Annotated in this window: 20 protein-coding genes; 6 read left to right on the top strand and 14 right to left on the bottom strand. The window is 65.6% G+C overall.

Features of this window, described 5'->3' with window-relative positions:
* Positions 1-2 precede the first annotated feature (2 nt).
* The 3 genes from IB243_RS20240 to IB243_RS20230 are packed head-to-tail and all read right to left on the bottom strand — an operon-like array spanning position 3 to position 3,708.
* Positions 3-857 (bottom strand): enoyl-CoA hydratase family protein, encoded by an 855-nt coding sequence (locus IB243_RS20240; protein WP_057272036.1) that lies wholly within the window; start codon positions 855-857, stop codon positions 3-5.
* Positions 854-1,345: a MarR family winged helix-turn-helix transcriptional regulator gene (locus tag IB243_RS20235; protein WP_192428947.1), complete on the bottom strand. Its 492-nt coding sequence runs from the start codon at positions 1,343-1,345 to the stop codon at positions 854-856. The genes IB243_RS20240 and IB243_RS20235 overlap by 4 nt, the downstream gene beginning before the upstream one ends.
* 2 nt (positions 1,346-1,347) lie before the next feature.
* Positions 1,348-3,708 carry a bifunctional salicylyl-CoA 5-hydroxylase/oxidoreductase gene (locus IB243_RS20230; protein ID WP_192428945.1) on the bottom strand — a complete coding sequence of 787 codons (2,361 nt, stop codon included), beginning with the start codon at positions 3,706-3,708 and terminating at the stop codon, positions 1,348-1,350.
* 113 nt (positions 3,709-3,821) lie between these two features.
* On the opposite strand from IB243_RS20230, the gene IB243_RS20225 reads away from it, so the two are divergent.
* From IB243_RS20225 to IB243_RS20215, 3 genes are all read left to right on the top strand, one after another.
* Positions 3,822-5,090 carry a class I SAM-dependent methyltransferase gene (locus tag IB243_RS20225; protein ID WP_192428943.1) on the top strand — a complete coding sequence of 423 codons (1,269 nt, stop codon included), beginning with the start codon at positions 3,822-3,824 and terminating at the stop codon, positions 5,088-5,090.
* Between the two features lie 27 nt (positions 5,091-5,117).
* Positions 5,118-5,438: a DUF1840 domain-containing protein gene (locus IB243_RS20220; RefSeq protein WP_192428941.1), complete on the top strand. Its 321-nt coding sequence runs from the start codon at positions 5,118-5,120 to the stop codon at positions 5,436-5,438.
* 172 nt (positions 5,439-5,610) lie between these two features.
* On the top strand, positions 5,611-6,204 hold the full coding sequence (locus IB243_RS20215) for a GyrI-like domain-containing protein (RefSeq protein WP_225585108.1): 594 nt from the start codon (positions 5,611-5,613) through the stop codon (positions 6,202-6,204).
* A gap of 132 nt (positions 6,205-6,336) precedes the next feature.
* Here IB243_RS20215 and IB243_RS20210 read toward each other — a convergent pair whose 3' ends face one another.
* From IB243_RS20210 to IB243_RS20170, 9 genes are all read right to left on the bottom strand, one after another.
* Positions 6,337-7,359, bottom strand: a complete 1,023-nt coding sequence (locus tag IB243_RS20210; RefSeq protein ID WP_192428937.1) for a tripartite tricarboxylate transporter substrate binding protein — start codon at positions 7,357-7,359, stop codon at positions 6,337-6,339.
* A 190-nt stretch (positions 7,360-7,549) separates the two neighbouring features.
* The gene (locus IB243_RS20205) at positions 7,550-8,536 is read right to left on the bottom strand and encodes a tripartite tricarboxylate transporter substrate-binding protein (RefSeq protein WP_192428935.1); all 987 of its coding nucleotides are present in this window, start codon (positions 8,534-8,536) and stop codon (positions 7,550-7,552) included.
* A 464-nt stretch (positions 8,537-9,000) separates the two neighbouring features.
* Positions 9,001-10,248 (bottom strand): phenylacetate--CoA ligase family protein, encoded by a 1,248-nt coding sequence (locus IB243_RS20200; protein WP_192428933.1) that lies wholly within the window; start codon positions 10,246-10,248, stop codon positions 9,001-9,003.
* 223 nt (positions 10,249-10,471) lie between these two features.
* Entirely contained in the window at positions 10,472-11,281 is an 810-nt protein-coding gene (locus IB243_RS20195) for an ABC transporter ATP-binding protein (protein WP_010462875.1), read from the bottom strand.
* A 236-nt stretch (positions 11,282-11,517) separates the two neighbouring features.
* Positions 11,518-12,849 (bottom strand): ABC transporter substrate-binding protein, encoded by a 1,332-nt coding sequence (locus IB243_RS20190; protein WP_010462872.1) that lies wholly within the window; start codon positions 12,847-12,849, stop codon positions 11,518-11,520.
* Positions 12,850-12,890: 41 nt separating this feature from the next.
* The gene (locus tag IB243_RS20185; RefSeq protein WP_192428931.1) at positions 12,891-13,967 is read right to left on the bottom strand and encodes a branched-chain amino acid ABC transporter permease; all 1,077 of its coding nucleotides are present in this window, start codon (positions 13,965-13,967) and stop codon (positions 12,891-12,893) included.
* 29 nt (positions 13,968-13,996) lie between these two features.
* On the bottom strand, positions 13,997-14,926 hold the full coding sequence (locus IB243_RS20180; protein WP_057229446.1) for a branched-chain amino acid ABC transporter permease: 930 nt from the start codon (positions 14,924-14,926) through the stop codon (positions 13,997-13,999).
* A 28-nt stretch (positions 14,927-14,954) separates the two neighbouring features.
* A complete protein-coding gene (locus IB243_RS20175) occupies positions 14,955-15,740 on the bottom strand; it encodes an ABC transporter ATP-binding protein (protein ID WP_010462867.1) in 786 nt (261 codons plus the stop codon).
* A gap of 38 nt (positions 15,741-15,778) precedes the next feature.
* Entirely contained in the window at positions 15,779-17,725 is a 1,947-nt protein-coding gene (locus IB243_RS20170) for a long-chain fatty acid--CoA ligase (protein ID WP_192428929.1), read from the bottom strand.
* Between the two features lie 241 nt (positions 17,726-17,966).
* Here IB243_RS20170 and IB243_RS20165 point away from each other — a divergent pair, with 241 nt between their 5' ends.
* A complete protein-coding gene (locus tag IB243_RS20165; protein WP_192428927.1) occupies positions 17,967-19,766 on the top strand; it encodes an AAA family ATPase in 1,800 nt (599 codons plus the stop codon).
* Between the two features lie 2 nt (positions 19,767-19,768).
* A complete protein-coding gene (locus tag IB243_RS20160; protein WP_192428925.1) occupies positions 19,769-20,596 on the top strand; it encodes a general secretion pathway protein GspB in 828 nt (275 codons plus the stop codon).
* Positions 20,597-20,850: 254 nt separating this feature from the next.
* Here the strand turns inward: IB243_RS20160 and IB243_RS20155 are convergent, their stop codons facing one another.
* A complete protein-coding gene (locus tag IB243_RS20155; protein WP_192428923.1) occupies positions 20,851-22,026 on the bottom strand; it encodes an ABC transporter substrate-binding protein in 1,176 nt (391 codons plus the stop codon).
* 198 nt (positions 22,027-22,224) lie between these two features.
* Here IB243_RS20155 and IB243_RS20150 point away from each other — a divergent pair, with 198 nt between their 5' ends.
* Positions 22,225-22,950 carry a Crp/Fnr family transcriptional regulator gene (locus tag IB243_RS20150; protein WP_010462856.1) on the top strand — a complete coding sequence of 242 codons (726 nt, stop codon included), beginning with the start codon at positions 22,225-22,227 and terminating at the stop codon, positions 22,948-22,950.
* Positions 22,951-22,979: 29 nt separating this feature from the next.
* On the opposite strand, the gene IB243_RS20145 is transcribed toward IB243_RS20150, so the two are convergent.
* Positions 22,980-24,683, bottom strand: a complete 1,704-nt coding sequence (locus IB243_RS20145) for a methyl-accepting chemotaxis protein (protein ID WP_192428921.1) — start codon at positions 24,681-24,683, stop codon at positions 22,980-22,982.
* Between the last annotated feature and the right edge of the window lie 25 nt (positions 24,684-24,708).

Genomic DNA, 24,708 nt, shown 5'->3' with positions numbered 1-24,708 from the left:
GCTCAATCTCCTTGGAACACGGGCTTCTGCTTGGCCGCAAACGCTTCGTAGGCGCGACGGAAGTCTTCGGTCTGCATGCAGATCGCCTGGGCCTGCGCCTCGGCCTCGATGGCCTGCTCGATGGTCATGCTCCACTCCTGGCTCAGCATGGTCTTGGTCATGCCGTGGGCAAAGGTGGGGCCGTCGGCCAGCGTGCGCGCCGTGGCCTGCACGTTGGCCAGCAGGTCGGCGCTCTCATACAAATCGTTGAAGAAGCCCCAGGCGAGACCCTCGTGCGCCGTCATCGCGCGGCCGGTGAACAGCAGCTCGCTGGCGCGGCCCTGGCCGATCATGCGGGGCAGCAATGCGCAGGCGCCCATGTCGGCCCCGGCCAGGCCCACGCGGGTGAAGAGAAAGGCGGTCTTGGTGGCCTCGGTGCCGTAGCGCATGTCGCAGGCCAGCGCCATCATGGCGCCCGCACCGGCGCAGATGCCGTCGATGGCGCCCAGGATGGGTTGCGGGCAGGCGCGCATGGCCTTGATCAGGTCGCCCGTCATGCGCGTGAACTCCAGCAGCTCGGGCATGGTCATGGTGGTGAGCGGGCCGATGATCTCGTGCACGTCGCCGCCCGAGCAGAAGTTGCCGCCCGCACCGGTGACGACGATGGCCTTCACGTCGGTGGCAAACCGCAGCGCGTAGAAAAAATCACGCAGCTCCGAATAGCTCTGGAAGGTGAGCGGGTTCTTGCGGTCCGGTCGGTTGAGCGTGACAGTGCCCACGCCAGCATCGAAGCTCCACGCGAAATGCTCGGCCACATAGCTGGCCTGGGGGTTGAACTGCTCGCGCATGGGGTTGCTCGCGCCGATGAAATGCTTCATTCCGTGGTCTCCAGAGAGTTGTCTTGTGTGTGTTCCTTGACCCTGCCCAACAGGCGGTACAAGGTGGCGATGTCGCGTTCGCCCAGCGTGGCAAACGCTGCTACGATCCACTGCTCGTGCTGGCGCGCCATGTCGTTGAACTGCTGGCGGCCTTGTGGCGTGAGGCGCACGAGGTACGCGCGGCGGTCGCCTTCCACGTCCAGGCGCTCCACCAAGCCTTCCGCCACGAGCTGGTCGGTGATGCCGGTGATGTTGCCGCTCGTCACCATCATGCGGCGCGAGAGCTCTTTCATCTTCATGCCGTCCGGCGCGCGTTCGAGCTGCGCCATCAGGTCAAAACGCGGCAGCGTGGTGTCGAACTGCGCGCGCAAGTTGCTGCGCACCTGTTTTTCGATGAGCTGCGTGCAGGTGAGCAAACGCAGCCACAGGCGCAGCGCTTCGGGGTGCTCGCTGGGGGCGGCGCCGTGCAGGCGGGCTTCGAGGTCCATGGCTAGCCTTCTTCCTCGGATGCTCTATTTTTTGTAGCTGATGGCACTTTTGCAGCCAGCGCTGCGACCTGTTTTTGTTTGGCGATCTCGCGCAGCATCTGGTCGCGGCCGCTGGCGTACTGCACCGGCCAGTCGGTGTGCGCGGCGGCCACGGGGCTGAGCTGGGCTGCTGCGTGCAGCGTCCATGCCGGGTCGGCCAGGTGGGGGCGGGCAATGGCGCACAGGTCGGCGCGGCCGGCGGCAATGATGCTGTTGGCGTGGTCGGCCTCGCTGATCGCACCCACGGCCATGGTGGCAATGCCCACTTCGTTGCGGATGCGGTCGGCAAACGGCGTCTGGTACATGCGGCCGTACACCGGCTTGGCGGCGCGCGTGGTCTGGCCGGACGACACGTCGATCAGGTCGGCGCCGGCGGCCTGGAACAGGCGGGCGATCTGCACCGCATCGTCGGGCGTGGTGCCGCCCGGCGCCCAGTCGTGGGCCGAGATGCGCACGGAGAGCGGCTTGTCGGCCGGCCACACGGCGCGCACGGCGGCGAATACTTCGAGCGGGTAGCGGCAGCGGTTGTCGATGCTCCCGCCGTATTCGTCGGTGCGCTGGTTGGTGATGGGGCTAATGAAGCTGGCCAGCAGGTAGCCGTGCGCGCAGTGCAACTCCAGCCAGTCGAAGCCGCAGGCGACGGCGCGCTCGGCGCTGGCAACGAACGCGGCGGTCATCCCGTCCATGTCGGCGCGGGTCATGGCGATGGGCGCCTGGTTCTGCTCGCCGTAGGCCAGCGCGCTGGCAGCCAGCAGCGGCCAGTTGCCGTCGGGCAGCGGCTCGTCCGTGCCCTCCCAGCCCACGCACGTGGAGCCTTTGGGGCCGCTGTGGCCCAGCTGCAGGCCGATCTTGGCGGTGCTGCTGCCGTGCACGAAATTCACGATGCGCGTGAATGCGGCCTGCTGCGCATCGTTCCACAGCCCCGTGCAGGCGGGGGTGATGCGGCCCTCGGGCGTGGGGCTGGTCATCTCCACCATCACCAGTGCCGCGCCGCCGAGGGCCCGGGCGCCCAGGTGCACCAGGTGGAAGTCCTGCGGTACGCCATCGACCGCGCTGTAGGTGGCCATGGGCGAGACGACGATGCGGTTCTTGAGGGTGACGCCCTTGAGTGTGAACGGTGTGAGCATCGGCGGCACCGCAGCCTTGCCGCCCGCCAGCCACGCTTCATAGCCCTCCAGCCACGCCGCGTCGCGCAGCCGCAGGTTCTCGTGGCTGATGCGTTGGCTGCGCGTGAGCAGCGAGTACGCGAATTGCTCGATGGGCATGCCGGTGTAGCGGCCCACGTTCTCGAACCACTCGGTGCTGTTGCGCGCGGCGTTCTGGATCTTGAGCACCTCGACGCTGCGGCGCGCCTCGTAGTGGGTGAGCACCTCGTCGATGGGCAGCCCGGTGGCGAACTCGTTGGCCAGGTCGATCGCGTCTTCGAGCGCGAGCTTGGTGCCGCTGCCGATCGAGAAGTGCGCAGTGTGCGCTGCATCGCCCATCAGCACGATGGGCACCCGCTTGCCTTGGATGGCCTCGCGGTGCACCCAGGTGTTGCAGATCACGCGCGGAAAACGAATCCAGTTGGCCGAGCCGCGCAGGTGTGTGGCGTTGCTGATGAGAGCGTTGCCGTCGAGATACTTGGCAAACAGCTTCTCGCAGAACGCAATGGCCTCGGGTTGTTCCATGGCGTCCAGACCATGCGCCTTCCACACCGCTTCGGGCGTCTCGATGATGAAGGTGGAGGTGTCGGCATCGAACTGGTAGGCGTGTGCCTGAAACCAGCCGTGCTCCGTCTGCTCGAAAGCAAACGTAAAAGCATCGAGTTTTTTGTGAGTGCCAAGCCAGACAAATCGGCACTCACGCAGGTCGATGTCGGGCTGGTAGGTGGCGGCGTAGCGGGTGCGGATGCGGCTGTTGAGACCGTCGCTGGCAATCACCAGATCGGCGTCGTACTGCGCGGCCAAAGCCTGGTCGTCGGCCACATCGGTTTCGAACACCAGCTCCACGCCCACGGCCAGGCACCGGTCCTGCAGGATGTTGAGCAGCCGCTTGCGCCCGATGCCGCAAAAGCCGTGGCCGCTGGAGCGCACGCTGCGGCCCTTGAAGAACACCTCGATGTCGTCCCAGTGGTTGAACGCGTCGCCGATGAGCGCGGCCGAGGGCGCATCGGCCGCGCGCAGGTTGTCGAGCGTCTGGTCCGACAGCACCACCCCCCAGCCGAAGGTGTCAAAGGGCCGGTTGCGCTCCACCACCGTGACCCGGTGGGCAGGGTTTTGCTGCTTCATGAGCAGTGCGAAGTACAGGCCTGCGGGCCCGCCGCCAATGCAGAGGATGTTCATGGGAAAATAGTTTAGGCTTAAACAAAATACTGTCAATGGGGGCGTTCCCGGCGAAACCCTGCTGCCGGCGCGGGGTGTTGACGCAGTGCAGCAATCTTTTCAAGATGTGTTGCATGAAGCACTTGCTGCACACCTTGGAGGGGCGGCTGGCGACCTTGCCGGTGCCCATGGCCGTTCAGTTGCCCGCGGGCCAGCAACTGGGCGCGCCCGAGCCTGCCGTCACCTTGCGGTTTCGCGACCGCATGGCGCTGGTGGCGCTGGCTACGGGCGAGATCGGCAATGTGGGCGCGGCCATCGTGGAAGGGCGGGTAGCGCTCGAAGGGGGCATGCGCGACCTGATGGCTGCCGCTGCAGGGCTGCTCACGCGCGACCCTGCCCGCGACCAGCACCACGGCTGGTGGCAGCGTGTGCTGGCCCGTGCGCGTTCCATGGCGGTGCACACGCTGGCGCACGATGCGCGCCATGTGCAGTTTCACTACGACCTGTCGGACGACTTCTATGCGCTGTGGCTGGACCCGCGCCGCGTCTACTCGTGTGCCTATTACCGTTCGCCGGACCTGACGCTCGCCCAGGCCCAGGAGGCAAAGCTCGACCACATCTGCCGCAAGCTGCAGCTGCAACCCGGGGACCGCTTTCTGGACATTGGCGCGGGCTGGGGTGGCCTGCTGCTGTGGGCGGCTGAGCACTACGGCGTGGATGCCACGGGCATCACGCTCTCGCGCAACCAGCATGCGCATGTGCAGCGACTCATTGGCGAGTGCGGGCTGCAGGGGCGCGTGCGCATGCAGCTGGTGGACTACCGCGAGCTGCAGGCGGAACAGCCCTTCGACAAGATCGCCTCGATCGGCATGTTCGAGCACGTGGGCCGCGCGCAGATGCCGCGTTACTTCGAGACGGTGGCGCGCCTGCTGCGGCCCGGTGGACTGGTGCTGAACCACGGCATCACGGCGGGCGGCGCAGACAACGCGCAGCTGGGTGCGGGCATGGGTGATTTCATCGAGCAATACATCTTTCCTGGGGGGGAGTTGGTCCACGTGGGCGCGGTGCTGCACGACACGGCCCGCGCTGGCCTGGAGATGGTGGACACCGAGAACCTGCGACCACACTACGCCCGCACGCTGTGGGCGTGGTCTGACGCGCTGGAAGCCCAATTGCCTGCGGCGCGCGAAGTGCTCGCCGCACAGTCCGGCGCAGAGCAGGGTGATAAGGTATTGCGTGCGTACCGCTTGTACCTGGCGGGCAGTGCCCTGGGGTTCGAGCGTGGCTGGATGGCCCTGCACCAGATGCTTGCCGCCAAGCCCGACGGCCAGGTGGCCACGGGGGCCATGCCCGGCGCACAATCCGACTATCCATTCACCCGCGACTACATTTACGCGGGCTGAAAACCGCACCAAGGAAAACGCTTCGCCATGCTCTACAAATTCAAGTCCCGCGCCGCCGCCGATCTGATCATGCTGGAGCCACAGGGCCGCCAGATCCTGCAGATCATCGGCAAGGCGCCCGGCGCCAATGGCATCGTGACCGCTGCGCAGATTCCTGGCGCCATTGCCGCACTGGAGGCCGCCGTGCTGGCCAGCGAGGCCCAGCCACCGGTGGCCGAGGGCCAGGAAGACGAGGACGAACAAGGCGGCGGTGTGGAGGCGGTGCGGCTGCGCCAGCGGGCTGCGCCGTTCATCGAGATGCTGCGCAAGAGCGCCGCCGAAGAGGCGGATGTGGTCTGGGGGGTGTGAGCCTGCGAATGGCGACCGGGGGCCATCAACCGTCGGGACTCAGCGCGATGTTCACTTCGGTTTTCTTGAAAAGGGGGCGGCCTCCAAAAAGAAGCGGACGCATCGCTGAAAAACTCAGGCGGCGTTTCTGGCGCACCCGCACCCATGGGCCGAGCAAGTGTCAAAAATTGACTTGAAAAAAGAACTGAAGTCTCTGTACCAACCCTCGCACAAGAGCGTGGTGGAAGTGGAGGTGCCCACGTTCAACTTCCTGATGATCGACGGCACAGGGGACCCCACCACGTCGGAGCCCTATGCGCAGGCCGTGGAAGCCTTGTTCGCGGTGTCGTACACCGCCAAATTCATGGTCAAGAAGGGTGTGGACGCCGTTGACTATGCGGTGATGCCGCTGGAAGGCCTGTGGTGGGCGGATGACATGTCAGCCTTTGTTGCCAATGACAGGGCCCAGTGGCAATGGACGATGATGATCATGCAGCCTGCGTTCGTACCGCAGGACGTGATCTCCGAGGCCATGGCCGAGGTGAAGCGAAAGAAGAAGTTGCCGGGCGTGGATCGCATGCGGCCGGAGGCCTTTGCTGAAGGGCGTTGTGCGCAGGTGTTGCACATTGGTCCCTTTTCGGAGGAGGGGCCGGTCATCGAGCGCCTTCACGGGTTCATCGACGCGAAAGCGGTGAGGGCGGGCAAGCACCACGAGATCTATCTCAGTGACATTCGCAGGGCTGCCCCCGAGAAATGGAAGACCATCATCCGCCATCCCATGGCGTGACAGACGCAATCTTGTGGGCATGGAATTCATGGGCGCACGCGGATCACAAGGCCTGGGGCGTCTCCTTGTGATGCCCTGTGGCCAGGTATCTGCGGGCCCGATGCGTGGGGTGCAGACGGGTTGTGGCGTCCGCTAGTCCACTTTCGCGCCCGACGTTTTCACCACCTGCGCCCACTTCTTGTGCTCGTTGTCGATGTGCTTGGCGAACTCGGCCGGCGTATTGCCGCCCGGGATCGCCCCCTGGGCCAAGAGCCGTTCCTTCATCGTGGGTGTGGCCAGCGACTTGGCCACCTCCTGCTGGATACGGTTCACGATATCCTGCGGCGTGCCAGCGGGGGCCAGAAGGCCAAACCATGAACTCGCCTCGTAGCCTTTGAGCGTCGGGCCACCGGCCTGCTCCACGGTGGGCACATCCGGCAACGCGCTGGAGCGCTGCGAACTGGTCACTGCCAGGGCCGTTAGCTTGCCCGCCTTGATCTGTGCCATGGACGAAGGCAGGTTGTCGAACATCACGTCCGCGTTGCCTGCCACCATGTCCAGCAGCGCCGGGCCCGAGCCCCGGTAGGGCAGGTGCAGCATGAAGGTGCCCGTCATGCTCTTGAACAACTCGCCTGCAAGGTGGATCGAGGTGCCGTTGCCGCTCGATGCCATGTTCATCTTGCCCGGGTTGGCTTTGGCCACGCGGATGAAGTCCTGCACGCTGGTGATGCCCTGGGCCTTGGCCTTGTCGGCGTTCATCACCATCACGTTGGGCACGGCGGCCACCAGCGTGATGGGCATAAAGTCCTTGATGGGGTCGTAGGGCAGCTTGGCATACAGCGCGCGGTTGATGCCGTGGGTGCCTACAGTGCCCATGAGCAGGGTGTATCCGTCGCCGGGTGATTTGGCCACGATCTCGGCACCCACATTGCCACCGGCTCCGGCACGGTTGTCCACGAAGAACTGCTGGCCGAAGGCGCGCGTGAGTTCCGGTGCCATGGCGCGTGCCAGGATGTCGGTGGTGCCGCCAGGGGCAAAGGGCACGACGATGCGCACGGGCTTGGTGGGCCAGGCCGCTTGGGCATGGGCGCCGTGCAGCCCGGGTGCTGCGCAGCCCAGTGCGAGCATGCCCAGGGAGGCAAGGGTGCGGCGGCGTTCACGGGCGAGCCATGTCATGCGGGGTCCTTTCGTCGGTCGTGTGGGGGTGCTGTCTGTTCTACGCGGTGCCTGTGAATTGTTGCAGGTGGATAACCCCAAGGCCGACCATGGCGTGTGGCGGATTTCATCCGTAAAAAAGCCGCCTCAACCCTGGGGGCCGAGGCGGCTTGTGAATCAATTACCTGGTGATCTGCAGCGAGAAGAGGGATCAATCTGCGTAGGTGCCTGCAGCCTTGATCACCGCGCCCCATTTGTCGATCTCGGCCTGCACGAACTTCTTGTGCTCGGCAGGTTCCATGCGCTTGTCGGTGACGACCACAGCGCCCAGGCCTTCCTGCTTCTTGATGAAGTCGGGGTCTTTCAGGGCGATCTTGAGGGCTTCATTGATCTTGGTAACGACCGGTGCGGGCGTGCCCTTGGGGGCGTACAGGCCGTGCCAGATGCTGACGTTGAAGTCCTTCAGGCCCGACTCCGCCAGGGTGGGCAGATCCTTCAGGACCGGGGTGGACAAGCGCTTGGTGGTGGTCACGGCATAGGCCTTGACCTTCTTGCTCTCGATCTGCGGCGTGGTGTTGGTGGTCTGGTCACACAGCAGGTCGATCTGGCCGCCGATCAGGTCGGTGATGGCGGGGGCAGTGCCCTTGTAGGGCACGGGGGTCATGTCCACCTGCATGGCGCTCTGGAACATCAGGCCGCACAGGTGCGACGCTGCGCCCAGGCCCGCGTTGCCCAGGTTGATCTTGCCCTTGTTCTGCTGAATCCAGGCCGTCAGTTCCTTGAAGTTGTTCGCGGGCATGGTGGGCCGTGCGATCAGCGTCATGGGCACATCGTTGACCATGCCCAGGTATTCAAAGTCGTTGGGTACGCTGAAGGCGAGCTTGCGGTACAGCGCGGGCATGGTGGACATGCCGATGTGATTGAGCAGCAGGGTGTAGCCGTCCGGTGCGGCGCGGGCGACGCGTGCAGCGCCGATCGAGCTGCCGGCACCGGCCGTGTTGTCCACCACCACAGTGGCGCCCAGGGGCTTGCGCAGGGCTTCGGCCAGATCACGTGCCACGCGGTCGGTCGGGCCGCCGGCAGCAAAAGGAACCACGATAGTGACGGTCTTGTCCTTGGCGGGATAGTCTTGGGCGCTGGCGCCAAAAGCGGTGGCTGCGGCCGCGGCGATCAGTGCAAGTTTCAGAGTTTTTTTCATGGGTTGCTCCTGTGAATGACGGGCCATGATAGCGAGGGGGGTTTGCGGGAACATTGCGGATATTACGTAGCACACCGGTGGCATGGTTTTTAAGAAAAACAGGCTCGCATCGCTTATCTGTAAAGCGTTGTTTGCTATTAATATGTGAGCAATGCTAGGGTAAACACTGCGGCCTGGCGCCGCGCGAAGTGGGCACTTCTTGCGCTGCCGCAAACCACCGGATGGAGCGGAAAGGACCCACGTTTGCGCGCATTTGCAGCGCGCCCATACCCCTCATCGTCGAAACAGGCGTGGCCCAACGCCAGCGCCACCGTGGAACTGGCTTTGCCAAGCCACGGGTGGCGTCCCCCTCCGGGGCTGAGGAGCTGCGGTTCCGAGCCTGCCTGCGCGGGCTTGGACTGCTCCGAAGGGCTGCCGCATCTGGTGGCTGCACCGAGGCGCCGAAGGCGGCACAGGGTGGCTGCCTACTTATAACTGCGTGCGTCCTCAATGACCTTGCCATCGTTGGGCAGAGTGCCCGGGGCCACCATCTGCACGTCGCCACGCAGCTTGGTCACTTCGCGGATGGCGTCGCCCAGCTGGCGCGCCAGGCCTTCGGCGGTCTCCACGGTTTCCACCTGCAGCACCATCTGGTCGTTGGCCATCTCGCCGCTGACCACCAGGCGTGCGCGCAGCACCTGCGGAAAGCGCCGTGCGATGGTCGCGATCTGGCCGGGGTGCACGAACATGCCGCGCACCTTGGTCGTCTGGTCGGCGCGGCCCATCCAGCCTTTGATGCGCGTGTTGGTGCGGCCCGTGGGGCAGGTGCCGGGCAGCACGGCCGAGAGGTCGCCGGTGCCAAAGCGGATCAGTGGGTAGTCGGGATTGAGCGTGGTCACCACCAGCTCGCCCACCTCGCCCTCGGGCACCGGGTCGCCCGTCCCGGGGCGCACGATCTCGACGATCACGCCTTCGTCGAGCACCAGGCCTTCCCGCGCGCTGGTCTCGTACGCGATCAGGCCGAGGTCGGCCGTGGCGTAGCACTGGTAGCCCGCGATGCCGCGCTCGGCAAACCAGTCGCGCAGCGACGGCGGGAAGGCCTCCCCCGACACCAGGGCCTTGGTCACCGTGGGCAGGTGCGTGCCCAGCTCGGCCGCTTTCTCCACGATGATTTTCAGGAAGCTCGGCGTGCCGATGTAGCCCGCAGGCCGCAGCTCGGCCATGGCCTGCACCTGCTGCTCGGTCTGGCCCGTGCCGCCCGCAAACACGGTGCAGCCCAGCGCGTGGGCGCCGGTTTCCATCATCGAGCCGGCGGGCACGAAGTGGTAGCTGAAGCTGTTGTGGATCAACTCGCCGGGCCGAAAACCCGCCGCGTAGATGGCACGGGCCATTCGCCAGTAATCGCGCCGCGTGCCCTCCGGTTCGTAGATGGTGCCGGGGCTGGCGAACACGCGCGGCATGCCCGCACCAAAGCCCAGCGCCGAAAACCCGCCGAATACATTGCTCGCGCGCTGCGCTTGCTGGCGCTCCAGCAGCTCGTACTTGCGCGTGACGGGCAACTGCGCCAGCGCCGCGCGGGTCGTGACTGCCGACGCATCGACGCCGGCCAGGATGCCCGCAAATGCGGGCGACGCCGCCTGGGCGTGGGCCACCTGGGTGGGCAGAGCGGCGAGCAGTGCGGCCTCGCGCGCTGAAGGGTCGCGGGTTTCCAGGGCGTCGTAGAACGTGCTCATGCCATGGGTTCCTATGCGGTGGTTGTGAATGAAATGGGCCTCTAGCGCTTGTCCATAAAGCGCAAGCAGCTATGAAAAAAGGAGTTCTGATCTATCTTTGCCATCTGTGGCGCAATCGTTGCCATCGTCGTGGCCCCCTCCCAGCGCACCCGTGGATCTGGCTCTGCCAGTCCACCGGGTGCGTCCCCCCCGGGGGAGGCGCGCCAGCGCCTCAGGGGGCACCTCAAGCCAGCCAGCGCTTGCGCCGCTTGTAACTCTTCACGTCCTTGAAGCTCTTGCGCTCGCCGCCGCCCACGCCCAGGTAGAACTCCTTGACGTCCTCGTTGTTGGCCAGGTCGCTCGCGGCGCCGTCCATCACCACACGGCCGCTTTCCATGATGTAGCCGTAGTCGGAATATTTGAGGGCCATGTTGGTGTTCTGCTCGGCCAGCAGAAAGGTGACCTTCTCCTTGGTGTTCAGGTCCTTCACGATGTTGAACACCTCTTCGACGATCTGCGGCGCCAGGCCCATGGAGGGCTCATCGAGCAGCACCATGCTGGGGTTGGCCATCAACGCGCGGCCGATGGCGCACATCTGCTGCTCGCCGCCCGACGTGTATGCCGCCTGCGAGGTGCGGCGCGTCTTGAGGCGCGGAAAGTAGTTGTAGACCTTCTCCAGGTTGGCCGCGATCTCGGCCTTGCTGGTGCGGGTGTACGAGCCCGTCATCAGGTTCTCTTCGATGGTCAGGTGGGCAAAACAATGCCGCCCCTCCATCACCTGCACCACGCCGCGATTGACGAGGTCGGCAGGCGAGAGGTTTTCGATGCGCTCGCCGCGCAGCTCGATCGAGCCCTTGGTGACCGCGCCGCGCTCCCCCTGCAGCAGGTTGGAGATGGCGCGCAATGTGGTCGTCTTGCCCGCCCCGTTGCCCCCCAGGATGGCCACGATGGAGCCCTGCGGCACCTGCAAGGAGACACCCTTGAGCACCAGGATCACGTGGTTGTAGATGACCTCGATGCCGTTGACGTTGAGAACGATGTTTTTCGGTTCCATGATGTTGCCTTCGCTGTGCCAATCCAAAGAGCTGCTGTTGCACAACCCTTTGGATTGGCGGCTGTCCTGCGTGGGAGCAACCGCTTCGTCACCGGCCGTTGATACGGTCGCCGCCCAATGCCAGGGCCACCGTGCAAGGGCCGCCCCGCCGCACCGGTGGCGTCCCCCTTCCCGAATCGCGCAGCGATTTGAGAGAAGGGGGAAGGCGCGTCAGCGCCTCAGGGGGATGTACCGAATCAAGACTGGCAGTCCGCCGGAGTGCGCGGCGTCAGCTTCTTCTCGGCCGCGTACTTGGCCGCGATGGACTTCACCAGCGGCTTGAGGATCTGTTCATCGGCCTGCAGCCAATCGGACGTGAACTTCCAGGCCTTGCCGTCCCAGGTGTGAATGCGGGCCCAGGCGGCGCCCATGTGGTCGGTGCACGAGGTGCTGATGGGGCGCATCACGCCTGCGAAGCCCAGGGCATCCAGCTTGGGTTGCGTGAGGTTCAGGTTTTCCAGGCCCCAGCGCACTTGTTCGCCGTTCATGACCTTGCCCTTGCCAAAACGGTCCTGCGCAGCGCGGATGCCTTCCACCCCCAGCATCGCGCTCATGGCGCCACGCATGTACAGCACTTGCCCGACTTCATCCTTGGGTCCCGTGCCCTGGCCCTTGTCGTGCAACTGGGCCAGCACCTCCTTGACCAGCTTGGACTGGGGCTCCGCACCGTGCTGCATGGCCACAGCGTTGTAGCCCTTGGCACCGTCGCCCAGGTCCTTCACATCGGGTTCGGCGCCGGACCACCACGCTCCATACATCTTCTCGCGCGGGTAGCCAGTGGCCTGTGCTTCCTTGATGGCGGTGGAGTTCATCACGCCCCAGCCCCACAGGGCGACATAGTCAGGGCGCGACTGGCGGATCTGCAGCCAGGTGGATTTTTGTTCCACGCCAGGAGCGGTCACGGGCAGCAATTGCAGCTCAAAGCCGTGCATCTTCGCCCGTTCCTGCAACATGGGGATAGGCTCCTTGCCGTAGGGGCTGTCGTGGTAGACTAGGGCAATCTTCTTGCCCTTGAGCTTGTCGAGGCCGCCTTCCTTTTTGCCAATGTCCTGCACGATGGCGTCGGCAGCTACCCAGTAGTTTCCGGCCAGCGGAAAATTCCATTTGAAGATGGTGCCATCGGCCGCTTCGCTGCGGCCGTAGCCGATCGTCACCAGAGGGACCTTGTCGGTAGGGGCCTTCTCGGTAATCGCGTAGGTTGCGCCAGTGGACAGGGGCTGCACCAGAGCGGCACCGCCGTTTTTACCCTTCAAGCGCTCATAGCATTCCACGCTGCGTGCTGTGTCGTAGCCGGTTTCGCACTCTTCAAACGTCAGCTTCACACTGTTGATACCGCCACGGGCGTTCACCAGCTTGAGGTAGTCCACGTAGCCATTGGCCCAGGGCGCACCGTTAGGGCCGTAGGGGCCGGTTCGGTACGACAGCACGGGAATGAACTGTTCTTTGGGCTGCGCGAAAGCGCTGGTGCTCACCGCCGAGGCGCCTGCAGCGACCACTGCGGCAGCAATCACGAGTTTCGAAAGCTTCATGGATGTCTCCTTTGGATGAATGTGTTGAAGCACGAGGGAAATCAGTGGGGGAAAGGCCAAAGACGCAGCTTCTGCTTACCCATGGACCACAGCTTGGCCAGGCCATGGGGCTCCACGATGAGGAACCACACGATCAGGCCGCCAAAAATCATCAGCTCGGCGTGCGATATGCCGGCGGTGGAGATGCTGATGCCAAAAAGGCCCAGGAACAGGGGCAGAAACTGGTTCAGCGCAATGGGCAGCACCACGATGAAGGCCGCGCCAAAGAAGCTGCCCATGATGGAGCCCATGCCGCCGATGATCACCATGAACAGCAGCCGGAACGACATGTCTACCGAGAACGCGCCGGGCTCCCAGGCGCCCAGGTAGACGAAGGCCCACAGGCCACCGGCCACGCCGACGATGAAGGAGCTGACGGCAAACGCGCTGAGCTTGGCGTACATGGGGCGGATGCCAATCACCGCCGCTGCCACGTCCATGTCGCGGATGGCCATCCACTCGCGGCCAATGGCGCCGCGCACCAGGTTTTTGGCAAGCAAGGCCACGATGACCAGGATCGCCAGGCAGAACAGGTACTTGCTGGTGGCGCTCTCAATGGGCAAACCAAACATCTGCAGGTTGGACACCGAGATCGCGCCCGAGGGCGTGTCGAGCGTGAACCACTTGATGCGCAGGAACATCCAGTCGCTGAAGAACTGCGCCGCCAGGGTGGCCACCGCAAGGTACAGCCCCTTCACACGCAGGCTGGGCAGTCCGAACAGAATGCCGAAGAACGTGGCACACAGGCCGCCCAGGATGAGCGCGGGGATCAGCGGCAAGCCCGGCAGCCGCATGAAAAAGTTGTAGGCGCCATAGGCCCCCACCGCCATGAAGGCACCCGAGCCCAGCGAGATCTGGCCGCAGTAGCCTACCAGGATGTTTACGCCCAGGGCCGCCAGCGACATGATCACGAACGGGATCAGGATGGCGCGAAAGAAGTAGTCGCTGGAGAGCATGGGCACAGCCACAAAGGCCACGGCCAGCAGCAGCGCGATCATGATGCGGTCCTGCGCGATCGGGAAGATCTGCTGATCGGCCCGGTAGCTGGTTTTGAACTGACCATTTTCACGGTAGAGCATGTGGTTCTCCTTGTTGTTCTTGCTATGGGTTACACACGATCAATGATCTTCTCGCCGAATAGCCCCTGAGGCCTGAACAGCAGGAACACCAATGCAAGCGCATACGCAAACCAGATCTCGATGCCCCCGCCGACAAACGGCCCCAGGTACACCTCGGACAGCTTCTCGCCCACGCCGATGATCAGCCCGCCGATGATGGCGCCGGGTACGGAGGTCAAGCCGCCCAGGATCACCACGGGCAGTGCACGCAGCGCCACGGTGGCCAGCGAGAACTGCACCCCCATCTTGCTGCCCCAGATCATCCCGGCCACCAGGGCCACCACACCGGCCACACACCACACGATCACCCAGATGCGGTTGAGCGGAATGCCGATGGACTGGGCGGCCTGGTGGTCGTCGGCCACGGCGCGCAGGGCGCGGCCGGTGGAGGTCTTTTGGAAGAACAGGGAGAGGGCCACCACCAGCGCAGCGGCGATGGCGGCGGCGATCACGTCTTCCTTGTTGATCAGGATGCCGCCGGGGAACAGGTTGTCCAGAGCGAACAGCGGCTCCTTGGGCATGCCGATGTCGATTTTGTAAATGTTGCCGCCAAAGAGGGTCTGGCCCAGGCCTTCCATGAAGTAGGCAATGCCCAGTGTGGCCATGAGCAGCGTGGCGCCTTCCTGATTGACGAGGTGGCGCAGCACCATGCGCTCGATCACCCAGGCCACCACAAACATCACCGCGCCTGCCAGCACAAAGGCGATCAGGTTGGCTGCAATCTTGTTGTCCAGTCCGGTCCACTGGGGGATCCACTCGGCAAAACGTGCCATGGCGAGGGCCGCAAACAGCACCATCGCGCCCTGCGCAAAGTTGAACACGCCCGAGGCCTTGTAGATCAGTACAAAGCCCAGCGCCACCAGCGAATACAGCATGCCGGCCATGAGGCCGCCCAGCAGTGTTTCCAGAAAAAATCCCATGTCTTAGTCTCCTGCGCCGTCTGTGGCTTCAGTGCGAGGTGCCGAGGTAGGCACTGATCACGTCTTCGTTGTTGCGCACTTCGTCTGGCGTGCCGTCACCGATCTTCTTGCCATAGTCGAGCACCACCACGCGGTCGCTGATGTCCATCACCACGCCCATGTCGTGCTCGATGAGCACGATGGTGGTGCCGAACTCATCGTTCACGTCCAGGATGAAGCGGCACATGTCCTGCTTTTCTTCCACGTTCATGCCGGCCATGGGCTCGTCGAGCAGCAGCACCTGCGGCTCCATGGCCAGGGCACGGCCCAGGTCCACGCGCTTTTGCAGGCCGTAGGGCAGCTGGCCCACGGGGGTCTTGCGGTGGGCCTGGATTTCCAGGAAGTCGATGATGTGCTCGACCTTCTCGCGGTGCGCGATCTCCTCGCGCTCGGCAGGGCCCCAGCGCAGCGCCTGCAGGAACAGGTTGCTTTTGATCTTGAGGTTGCGGCCGGTCATGATGTTGTCGATCACGCTCATGCCCTTGAACAGCGCCAGGTTCTGGAAGGTGCGCGCCACGCCCATTTCGGCCACCTGGCGCGAGTTCATGTGCGAGAACGTCTTGCCGCGGAAGGTGATGGAGCCGTCCTGCGGCGTGTACACGCCGTTGATGCAGTTGAGCATGGAGCTCTTGCCCGCGCCGTTGGGGCCAATGATGGCGCGGATCTCGTGCTCCTTGACGTTGAACGAGATGTCGGTCAGCGCTTTCACGCCGCCAAACCGCAGGCTGATGTTCTTGACGTCCAGGATGACGTCACCGATCTTCTTTTTGGTCATGGTGGGGTGTTGCTGCTCGGGCGGGTAGAGAGCGGGTTTCATGCGGCGGCCTTGACGGGCGAGAAGGTCTTGGTGTCCGACAGCTTGAGCGTCGCGCTCACGCTGCCGGTGCGGCCGTCCTCGAACTTGACCTGGGTCTCGATGAACTGCTCGGTGCGGCCTGCGTACAGGGCCTCGACCAGCACGCCGTACTTGTCGGCGATAAAACCGCGGCGGACCTTGTTGGTGCGCGTGAGTTCGCCGTCATCGGCATCCAGTTCCTTGTGCAGCACCAGGAAGCGGCTGACCTGGCTGCCCGCCAGCATGGCGTCGGTGGCCAGGTCTGCATTGACCTTTTCCACGCACTCGCGGATCAGCTCGTACACCTCGGGCTTTTGCGCCAGGTCGGTGTAGCCGGCGTAGGGCAGGTTGCGGCGCTCGGCCCAGTTGCCCACGGCGTCGAAGTCGATGTTGACCATCACGCACACCTTCTCGCGGCCGTCGCCCAGGGCGACGACTTCCTTGATGTGCGGGAAGAACTTGAGCTTGTTCTCCACATACTTGGGCGCGAACATGGCGCCGTCGTTGGCGCCGCCCTTGATGCGGCCCACGTCTTTCACGCGGTCGATGATCTTCAAGTGGCCGTGTGCGTCGAGAAAGCCGGCGTCGCTGGTGTGGTACCAGCCGTCGGCGGTGAGCACCTCGGCCGTGGCCTTGGCGTTCTTGTAGTACTCCTTGAGCAGGCCGGCAGACTTGACGAGGATCTCGCCGTTGTCGGCCACCTTGATCTCGACGCCCCGGATGGGTACGCCCACGGTGTCGGCGCGCGCCTGGTTGTCAGGCTGCAGGCAGACAAACACGGCGGTCTCGGTGGAGCCGTACAGCTGCTTCAAATTGATGCCGATTGACCGGTAGAAGGTGAACAGATCGGGGCCGATGGCCTCGCCCGCCGTGTAGGCCACGCGCACGCGGCTGAACCCGAGGTTGTTGCGCAGTGGGCCGTACACCAGCACATTGCCCAGCGCGTACTTGATGCGGTCGAGGGTGCTGACGGCTTCGCCGTCCATGAGGGCCGGGCCCACGCGCTGCGCCACGGCCATGCAGGCCTGGAACATCTTGCGCTTGAGGGTGCCCGCGTCTTCCATGCGGATCATCACGCTGGTGAGCAGGCCTTCAAAGATGCGCGGGGGGGCAAAGTAGTAAGTGGGGCCGACTTCCTTCAGGTCGATGGTCACGGTGCTGGCCGACTCGGGGCAATTCACCACGTAGCCGCAGGCCAGCCATTGCGCGTAGCTGAAGATGTTCTGGCCGATCCATGCGGGAGGCAGGTAGGCCAGCACCTCTTCGCTGCCCGTGAGCTTGTCGAACTCAGCCCCGGCGGAGGCGCGGTCGAGCAGCGTGCTGTGGGTGTGCACCACACCCTTGGGGTTGCCCGTGGTGCCGGAGGTGAAGAACATGGCAGCCACGTCGCCGGGCTGGGCCTTGGCGACTTCGTTGTGGAACCACTGGGGGTTCTTGGCAATATGCGCCTTGCCCGCTTCGATCAGGGAGTCCAGCGACGCGAGGCCTTCTTCTTCATAGTTGCGCAGGCCGCGTGGGTCGTCAAAGTAGATGTTTGAAATCTGGGGGCACTGCTCGCGGATCTCCAGCAGCTTGTCGACCTGCTCCTGGTCTTCCACCAGGCAAAAGCGCACCTCGGCGTTGTTGAGCGGGAACACGCATTCGGCCCCGACGGCATCCTGGTACAGCGGCACCGGAATGGCGCCCAGCGACTGGGCGGCCAGCATGGTGGCGTACAGGCGCGGGCGGTTGGCGCCGATCACCACCATGTGTTCGTGGCGTGCAAGGCCGGCCAGGTGCAGGCCGGCGGCCACCTGTTCCACCAGGCGTGCCAGGTCGGCCCAGCTGTGGGCCTGCCAGATGCCGTATTCTTTTTCGCGCAGGGCCGGGGCCGTGGGGCGCTCGGCGGCATGCTTGAGCAGCAATTGCGGGAACGTGGTCAACATTGCAGGTTCCTAAAGATAAGAGGTGTCCGTCCGGTGACTGCCGGGATCGCGGCCTTGTGGCTGCGTATGGGTGTATGGATCGGATGCTAGGACTGACTTTGACGCCATCTTGTCTTGCCGACGACAATTTACGGGAAACTACTCCTCGGGTCTAACCCTGATCCCTGGCCGGGGCCGGCTTGGCAGCAGTGGCGGGCAGGGTATCGGCGGGCCCTTCACGCGGGGGCGGTATCCTCACGGCATGTACGCCCCGTTCTTCGGTCTCCAGCACCCGCCGTTCTCCATAGCACCCGACCCGCGCTATCTTTTCATGAGCGAGCGGCATCGGGAGGCTCTGGCGCATCTGCTCTATGGCCTGGATGCGGGGGGTGGCTTCGTACTGCTCACGGGCGAGGTGGGGGCGGGCAAGACCACGGTGTGCCGCTGCTTTCTGGAGCAGATCCCGTCGCATTGCAACGTGGCCTACATCTTCAACCCCAAGCTCACGGTGCGGGAGTTGCTGCGCTCCATCTGCGACGAGTTCGGGGTGCCGCACAAGCCCACCGTGCCGGGTGGGGTGGAGACGGTCAAGGACTACATCGACCCGCTCAATGCATCGCTGCTGGCAGCGCACGGGGCCGGGCGCAACACGGTCCTCATCATCGACGAGGCACAGAACCTCTCGGCCAACGTGCTGGAGCAGCTGCGCCTGCTCACCAACCTGGAGACCAGCGAGCGCAAGCTGCTGCAGATCATCCTGATCGGCCAGCCCGAACTGCGCGCCATGGTGGCGACGCCTTCAATGGAACAGTTGGCGCAGCGCGTGATTGCGCGTTTTCACTTGGGAGCACTGAGCTCGCAAGAGACACAGCAGTACATCGCCCACCGCCTGGCCGTGGCCGGGCTCACCGGACCGCTGCCATTTGACCGGCGGGCCATGCAGCGTGTGCATGCGCTCTCGCATGGCGTGCCACGGCGCATCAATCTGCTGTGCGACCGGGCGTTGCTGGGGGCCTATGCGGCCGGGGCACGGCAGGTGACCCGGGCCATCGTCAACCGCGCCGCGCGCGAGGTGTTTGACGCACCGGCATCCGCCGCTGCAGCGCGCAGTACGGGGCCTCGGGCGCTGCCGCGCTGGGCCTTGGCGGGCCTGGGGGCCGTCGCGGGCGCTGCGGCGGTGGCGGCTGCGGGATGGGGCATGGGGGTCTGGCCCGCGCACCGTGGCGCGCAGGTGGCCACCACAGGTCCTGGCGCCACCGTGGCGCAGCGTACGGCATCCAGCCCGGCCACCAAACCCCCGGCAGCCGTGGCGCCTGCTGCGGTGCTGCCAGCGTCCGCCGCGTCATCCTCTGCTGTGGCCATGGCCCCTTTGGCTGCTGCGTCGGTGACCCCAGCCCCATCGGGCACGCCCGCTGTGCCCTCTGCGCAAGTAGCTCCGCCTTCCGCGCTGGACCAGTTTGTGCTGGCCCAGCCCGCGACCGATGCACCGGCCTGGCAGGCGCTGGCCTCGGCCTGGGGGGCGGCGTTGCCTGCGGGCGCTGACGCCTGCACCACCCTGCCGCGTGAAGGCCTGCGGTGCTACCGCAACCGCCGTGCGGGCCTGAACCTGGTGCGCCAGATTGACCGGCCTGTGCTGCTGGCGCTTTATCCGTCGGAAGACGCAGAGGCCCCCGTCTTGGTGGTGCTGCGCGGCCTGGACGGCGACAACGCCGCGCTCGAAGGCGGCGGCCGCACCTTGCGGGTGCCGGTGGCCGAGCTGGCCCAGGTCTGGCGCGGCGAGATTGCGACGCTGTGGCGCGCACCGGTGGGCATGCCCGACCGTGGCGAGATCACTGACTCACCGGCAGGCGCCGCCTGGCTGGACCAGCGGCTGGCCAGCAAAGCCGCGGGTGGCTCGGGCCTTGGCAGCAAGCCGGTGACACCCGCCCAGCGCCAGTCGCGCATCCACCGGTTCCAGCTGGCTCAGGGCGTGACGCCCGACGGCCGCGCGGGCCCCCTCACTCTCATGCTGCTCAACCGCGCCACTGGCGTGAACGAGCCGCGTCTGCGGAACACGCCTTAACCATGTCCTACATCCTTGATGCATTGCGGCGTGCTGATGCCGAACGCGGCCGAGGCGCCGTGCCGGGGTTGCACACGCAGGCGGCGCCTGCCACCGGAGCTTCCCCTTTGCCCGGTCGGGCCGGGCCGACCAACCTGTGGCTGGTCGCTGCGGGCGTGGTGGGTGCGGCCGTGTTGGCGGCTGGTGGTACCTGGTGGGCCCTGCGGCCCCAGGCCCCGGTGGCGGATGCGGTGGTGGCGGCGGCCCCTGCTGCGCCTGCGCCCGCCGCCGTGGCACCAGCCCCCGCCACGTTGCCCCCACCGGCACCGCTGCCGCCCCCGTCACCCGTGCCAGAACCCGCACCAAGCCCGGCCCTTGCGCCGCTGGCTCCCTCCGAGCCCCGCAGCGCAAGCAAGCGCCCGGCAGACAAGTCCGGTGCCGCACCCCAGCGTGAACGCGAGCGGTCGGTCGCTGCCGTGGTGGTGGCCCCACCCCCGGCCGCTCGTGCGCCTGCGGCCGAGCCGCCCGTACGCCCGCGCAGCCCGGTGGCTGCGCCAGCGCCCCTGGCGCCCGCGCCACGCCCGGCGCCGGAGGCCGGCGTGGCACCGCCACCCGCCAGCCCCGTGTTTGCACAGGCAGACCTGCCCGAAGCCTTGCGCACGCAGTTGCCCGCGCTCAAAGTGACGGGCGCCACCCATTCGAACAACCCGGCGTACCGCATGGCCATCGTCAACGGGCAGGTGCTGCACGAAGGCGATCAGGCGGCTCCCGGCCTGGTGCTGGAGCGGATCGAACCGGGCCGCACGGTCTGGTCGTTCCGAGGCTACCGGTATGGGGTGGCGGCGCAGTAGGCGCCTGGGTGCCAGGATTTGAAGCCAAAAAAGGCTCCAGCGCTTTTCTGTTTTTATTTGTGTGCTATTGAAACTATAGCGTTTGAGCTGAGCCTCCGGGCCTGCGCGCGGCAGGGTCCACTCCGCGCTGTCATCTCGGGTTTTCATGGCAGTGCTAGCGTCCCGCAACGTGGTGCCGGCCCCGCACAAGCCAGGCACGCCCCGCAGTGACGCAGCGGGCGCCGCCCCTGGGAAGGGCGGCACGGGGAAGCATGTCAGCGCAGGAATCTTCCGTCGCGCCCCACCAGCGTCAGCTCCACAAAACGTGACGCATTGCGGTCCGGGGTGCTGGCGTTGACCTCGAAGCCGCCCAGGTCCCATTTCTTGAGGTTCCAGGTGGCGTCGATGAAAGCGGCGCGTGTGGGGTTGCGTCCTGCGCGCTGCAGGGCCTCTGCAAAGACGCGGGCGTTGATGTAGCCCTCCAGCGCCAGGTGCGATGGGTCGGCCGTGGCGCCCGACGCCTTCCAGGCGGCCTGGAAGTCCCGCACCACCGGCATGACCACGTTGGAAGGCAGGGGCACGACCTGTGAGATGGCCATGCCCGTGGCATCTGCGCCCAGGGCTTTCACGGTGGCGGGGGTGCCCATCACCGACAGCGCATACAGCGTCACGCCGCGCTTGATGGCGCGAAACGCCTTCACGAATTCCAGCGTGGGCTTGCCCGCCAGGCCGATCACGATGGCTTCGAGGTCGCCGCCCGCCAATTTGGTGGCAGCGGCGCCCGCATCCGATGCGTTGTTCTCGACCGTCACCGTCAGCGCCTCGGGTAGCTTGAGGCGGTCCATCGACTGCTTGGCCGAGCTGAACACCTCTTTGCCGAATGAGTTGTTCTGGTAGACGATGCCGATGCGCTGGATGCCGATGGTGGACAGGTGCTGCACGAGCTTTTCGGCCTCGTCCGCATAGCTGGCGCGGATGTTGAACACGTTGCGGGCGCTTTTGGTGCGGCTTAGCTGCGCTCCGGTGAAAGGCGCGAAGAACGGGATTCCGCTGTCGATCACCTTGGGCAGCATGGCATCGATCATGGGCGTGCCCATGCAGTTGAACAGAGCAAAGGTGCCCGGGTCGGCCAGGAACTGCGTCACGTTGGCCAGGGCCTTGGGCACGTCGTAGGTGTCGTCCTGCGTGACCAGTTCGATGGCCTTGCCGTGGATGCCTCCCCGTGCATTGATGCCCGAAAACGCTGCCTTGGCGCCCTGGTGCATGGCCGAGCCCAGATCACCCAGCGGGCCGGTGAGGGCAGTGGACTGCGCAATCCGGATGGCCCCTTCCTGCGCGCGGGCGCTGCCCAGGCCCAGCCAGGGCAGGCCGATGGCAGCGGCCGCCAGCAGCTGGCGCCGGGCAATGCGGGATGGGGGGCGGGGGGCAGTGTGGGCAAGGTCGGCGGGCATGTGGGTCTCCTCAAAGGGCCCGGGCCAGCACATGGGCTGCCTGGGGAGGCGACATCATCCCGTCACGATTGGCATTTTTTTGTCATTCTGACGACAATCTGGGTCGTGGTATTCCCGCATCCCCTTCGCCCTTTTGAGCAGATTCTCAGGGCCCGAACCCCCAACCCTTGTTGATATTGCACTGCCATGGACTCACGCATGAACCAGGATTTGTCACTGCACCAGCGGCGGCGCCCCCCCACGGCGGACGAGCTGGACGGCATCCCCTGGCTGCGCCTGCTGCTGCCTGTCGAGCGCGAGCGGGCCGTCGCCTCGCTGCTGGTGGGGGATGCCAAGGCGGGCGATTATGTGTGCCGCGTGGGGCGCCCGGTGACCTACTGGTTTGGTGTGGTCGAGGGCCTGCTCAAGATGAGCACCGACAACGCGCAGGGCCAGACCATGACCTACGCCGGCCTGCCCCCGGGTGGCTGGTTTGGCGAGGGCACCACCATCAAGCGCGAGCCTTATCGCTACAACATCCAGGCACTGCGCAAAAGCGTGGTGGCGGGCTTACCCATCGACAGCTTCCATTGGCTGCTGGACCACTCCATCGGCTTCAACCGCTTTGTGATGAACCAGCTCAACGAGCGGCTGGGCCAGTTCATCGCGGCCCGCGAGATCGACCGCCTGAACAACCCCGATGTGCGGGTGGCCCGCAGCCTGGCGTCGCTGTTCAACCCCGTGCTGTACCCGGGGGTGGGCGAGGTGCTGCGTATCACGCAGCAGGAGCTTGCTTACCTGGTGGGTTTGTCGCGCCAGCGCGTGAACGAGGCGCTGGCTGCGCTGGAGGCGCAGGGCGCCATCCGTGTGGAATACGGTGGCCTGCGCGTGCTGGACCTGGCCGCGCTGCGCTCCAGCATCTTTCAACTCCAAGGCGGCGGCTGACCGGGGCGCTGCCGGGGTGCCGCTAAAGCTCAGCGGGGCAGGGACGGCAGCTTGCTGCGGAGTTGGTGCGAGGCCTGCAGGCTGGCGCGCTGTGCAGGCGCGGGGACGGGGGATGCTGCCGGAGCCGACGCGCTCCAGCTGTTTTCTGCACTGCCTTCGCGGGTGAGGCGGAAGGTGCCCACCATCTGCGTCAGGCGCCCTGCCTGGTCCTTGAGGCTGTCGGCGGCGGCAGCGCCTTCTTCCACCAGGGCTGCGTTCTGCTGGGTCATTTCCTCCAGCTCGCCCACGGCGTGGCTCACGTGGCCGATGCGCTGGCTCTGTTCCTGTGTGGCAGCCGTGATTTCGCCCATGATGTCGGACACACGGCGCACGGACAGCACCAGCTCGCCAATGGTCTTGCCCGCGTGGTTCACCAGGGTGCTGCCCTCCTGCACCTGATCCACACTGGCGCCGATCAGGGCCTTGATCTCGCGCGCGGCGTTGGCCGACCGGCCCGCGAGGTTGCGCACCTCGCCCGCCACCACCGCAAAGCCCCGGCCCTGCTCGCCGGCGCGGGCGGCTTCCACCGCCGCATTCAGCGCCAGGATGTTGGTTTGGAAGGCGATGCCGTCGATCACGCTGATGATGTCGGCGATCTTGCGCGAGCTGGCGCTGATGGTGTCCATGGTGCGGACCACCTGCGACACGACCTCGCCGCCGCGCGTTGCGGCGTCCGATGCGGTGGAGGCCAGCTGGTTGGCCTGGCGGGCCGAGTCGGCACTTTGCGACACCGTGCCGGTCAGGTCCACCAGCGAGTTTGCCGCGCTTTGCAGGTTGTGCGATGTTTGTTCGGTGCGCTGGCTCAGGTCCAGGTTGCCCGATGCCACTTCAGAGCTGGCGACCAGGATGGAGTCTGCCGTCTGGCCGATCTCGCCGACCAGCGTGCGCAGCCGCTCCTGCATGGCGGCGATGGCTTCGAGCAGGCGGCCGGTTTCATCCTGGATGCGCACTTCGACTTGCGAGGTGAGGTCGCCGCGGGCAATGCGCTCGGCCACCACCACGGCACGGCCAATGGGCGCCGTGATGCTGGTGGTGATGCGCCACGCAATCAGCGCGCCGAGCCCGATGGCCAGCAGCACGAGCAGACCGCCCACCACGCGGGCCTGGCTCTGCGTGTTTTCGGCCGACGCCGTGGCTTCGGCGTTTAGCGTGTTTTGCAGTTCGACGAGCTCGCCGAGCTTGCTGCGCCACGCGGTTTCGGCGGGGGCCACGCGGGTCATCAGCGTCAGGGTGGCGCTCACGGTGTCGCCATCGTCGGTGGCCTTGATGGCGGCGTCGAGTTCGGGGCGGGTTTTTTTGCCCATCGCCTGCACCTCGCCCAGCAGCTTGAGCTCGGCGGGGGTGGCGCTGGCGGGGGTCAGCAGTTCGGCCAGGGCGGTTTCCTGGCGGGTGTAGTCCTTGAGCGTCTTGGCCACCGCATCGATCTGCCCGCGCGCCTGTTTGGGGTCGATGTCGTTGAGCATGGCGGCGGAGCGGCTCTGGATGCCAATGGCACTCACGCTCTCCAGCATGCCGTTGACCAGCTTGGACTTGTTGGCGCCGATGCCGGTGATCTGGAGCATCTGGTCATGCACCTTGCCCACCGAGAGCTGGCCCACGGCGGCCACCGCCACCAGCAGCACCAGCATGCAGCCAAAGCCCAGGCCCAGCCGGCTGGAGATCGACAGGGATTTCAGTGACGTTGCGGCCTGCATGGTGTTCCTTGGTGTCTCTGGGGAC

The organism is Acidovorax sp. ACV01 (genome assembly GCF_014851495.1).
Lineage (GTDB): Bacteria > Pseudomonadota > Gammaproteobacteria > Burkholderiales > Burkholderiaceae_C > Acidovorax > Acidovorax radicis.
This window is presented reverse-complemented; position numbering and strand designations above follow the sequence as displayed.

Excerpts from the sequence above, each read along its gene's own strand:
- IB243_RS20175 (WP_010462867.1), bottom strand. The coding sequence starts at position 15,740 with ATGACCAAAAAGAAGATCGGTGACGTCATCCTGGACGTCAAGAACATC.
- IB243_RS20225 (WP_192428943.1), top strand. The coding sequence starts at position 3,822 with ATGAAGCACTTGCTGCACACCTTGGAGGGGCGGCTGGCGACCTTGCCG.
- IB243_RS20145 (WP_192428921.1), bottom strand. The coding sequence starts at position 24,683 with ATGCAGGCCGCAACGTCACTGAAATCCCTGTCGATCTCCAGCCGGCTG.
- IB243_RS20210 (WP_192428937.1), bottom strand. The coding sequence starts at position 7,359 with ATGACATGGCTCGCCCGTGAACGCCGCCGCACCCTTGCCTCCCTGGGC.
- IB243_RS20230 (WP_192428945.1), bottom strand. The coding sequence starts at position 3,708 with ATGAACATCCTCTGCATTGGCGGCGGGCCCGCAGGCCTGTACTTCGCA.
- IB243_RS20235 (WP_192428947.1), bottom strand. The coding sequence starts at position 1,345 with ATGGACCTCGAAGCCCGCCTGCACGGCGCCGCCCCCAGCGAGCACCCC.
- IB243_RS20220 (WP_192428941.1), top strand. The coding sequence starts at position 5,118 with ATGCTCTACAAATTCAAGTCCCGCGCCGCCGCCGATCTGATCATGCTG.
- IB243_RS20170 (WP_192428929.1), bottom strand. The coding sequence starts at position 17,725 with ATGTTGACCACGTTCCCGCAATTGCTGCTCAAGCATGCCGCCGAGCGC.
- IB243_RS20195 (WP_010462875.1), bottom strand. The coding sequence starts at position 11,281 with ATGGAACCGAAAAACATCGTTCTCAACGTCAACGGCATCGAGGTCATC.
- IB243_RS20150 (WP_010462856.1), top strand. The coding sequence starts at position 22,225 with ATGAACCAGGATTTGTCACTGCACCAGCGGCGGCGCCCCCCCACGGCG.
- IB243_RS20240 (WP_057272036.1), bottom strand. The coding sequence starts at position 857 with ATGAAGCATTTCATCGGCGCGAGCAACCCCATGCGCGAGCAGTTCAAC.
- IB243_RS20205 (WP_192428935.1), bottom strand. The coding sequence starts at position 8,536 with ATGAAAAAAACTCTGAAACTTGCACTGATCGCCGCGGCCGCAGCCACC.
- IB243_RS20200 (WP_192428933.1), bottom strand. The coding sequence starts at position 10,248 with ATGAGCACGTTCTACGACGCCCTGGAAACCCGCGACCCTTCAGCGCGC.
- IB243_RS20185 (WP_192428931.1), bottom strand. The coding sequence starts at position 13,967 with ATGCTCTACCGTGAAAATGGTCAGTTCAAAACCAGCTACCGGGCCGAT.
- IB243_RS20155 (WP_192428923.1), bottom strand. The coding sequence starts at position 22,026 with ATGCCCGCCGACCTTGCCCACACTGCCCCCCGCCCCCCATCCCGCATT.
- IB243_RS20180 (WP_057229446.1), bottom strand. The coding sequence starts at position 14,926 with ATGGGATTTTTTCTGGAAACACTGCTGGGCGGCCTCATGGCCGGCATG.
- IB243_RS20160 (WP_192428925.1), top strand. The coding sequence starts at position 19,769 with ATGTCCTACATCCTTGATGCATTGCGGCGTGCTGATGCCGAACGCGGC.
- IB243_RS20190 (WP_010462872.1), bottom strand. The coding sequence starts at position 12,849 with ATGAAGCTTTCGAAACTCGTGATTGCTGCCGCAGTGGTCGCTGCAGGC.
- IB243_RS20165 (WP_192428927.1), top strand. The coding sequence starts at position 17,967 with ATGTACGCCCCGTTCTTCGGTCTCCAGCACCCGCCGTTCTCCATAGCA.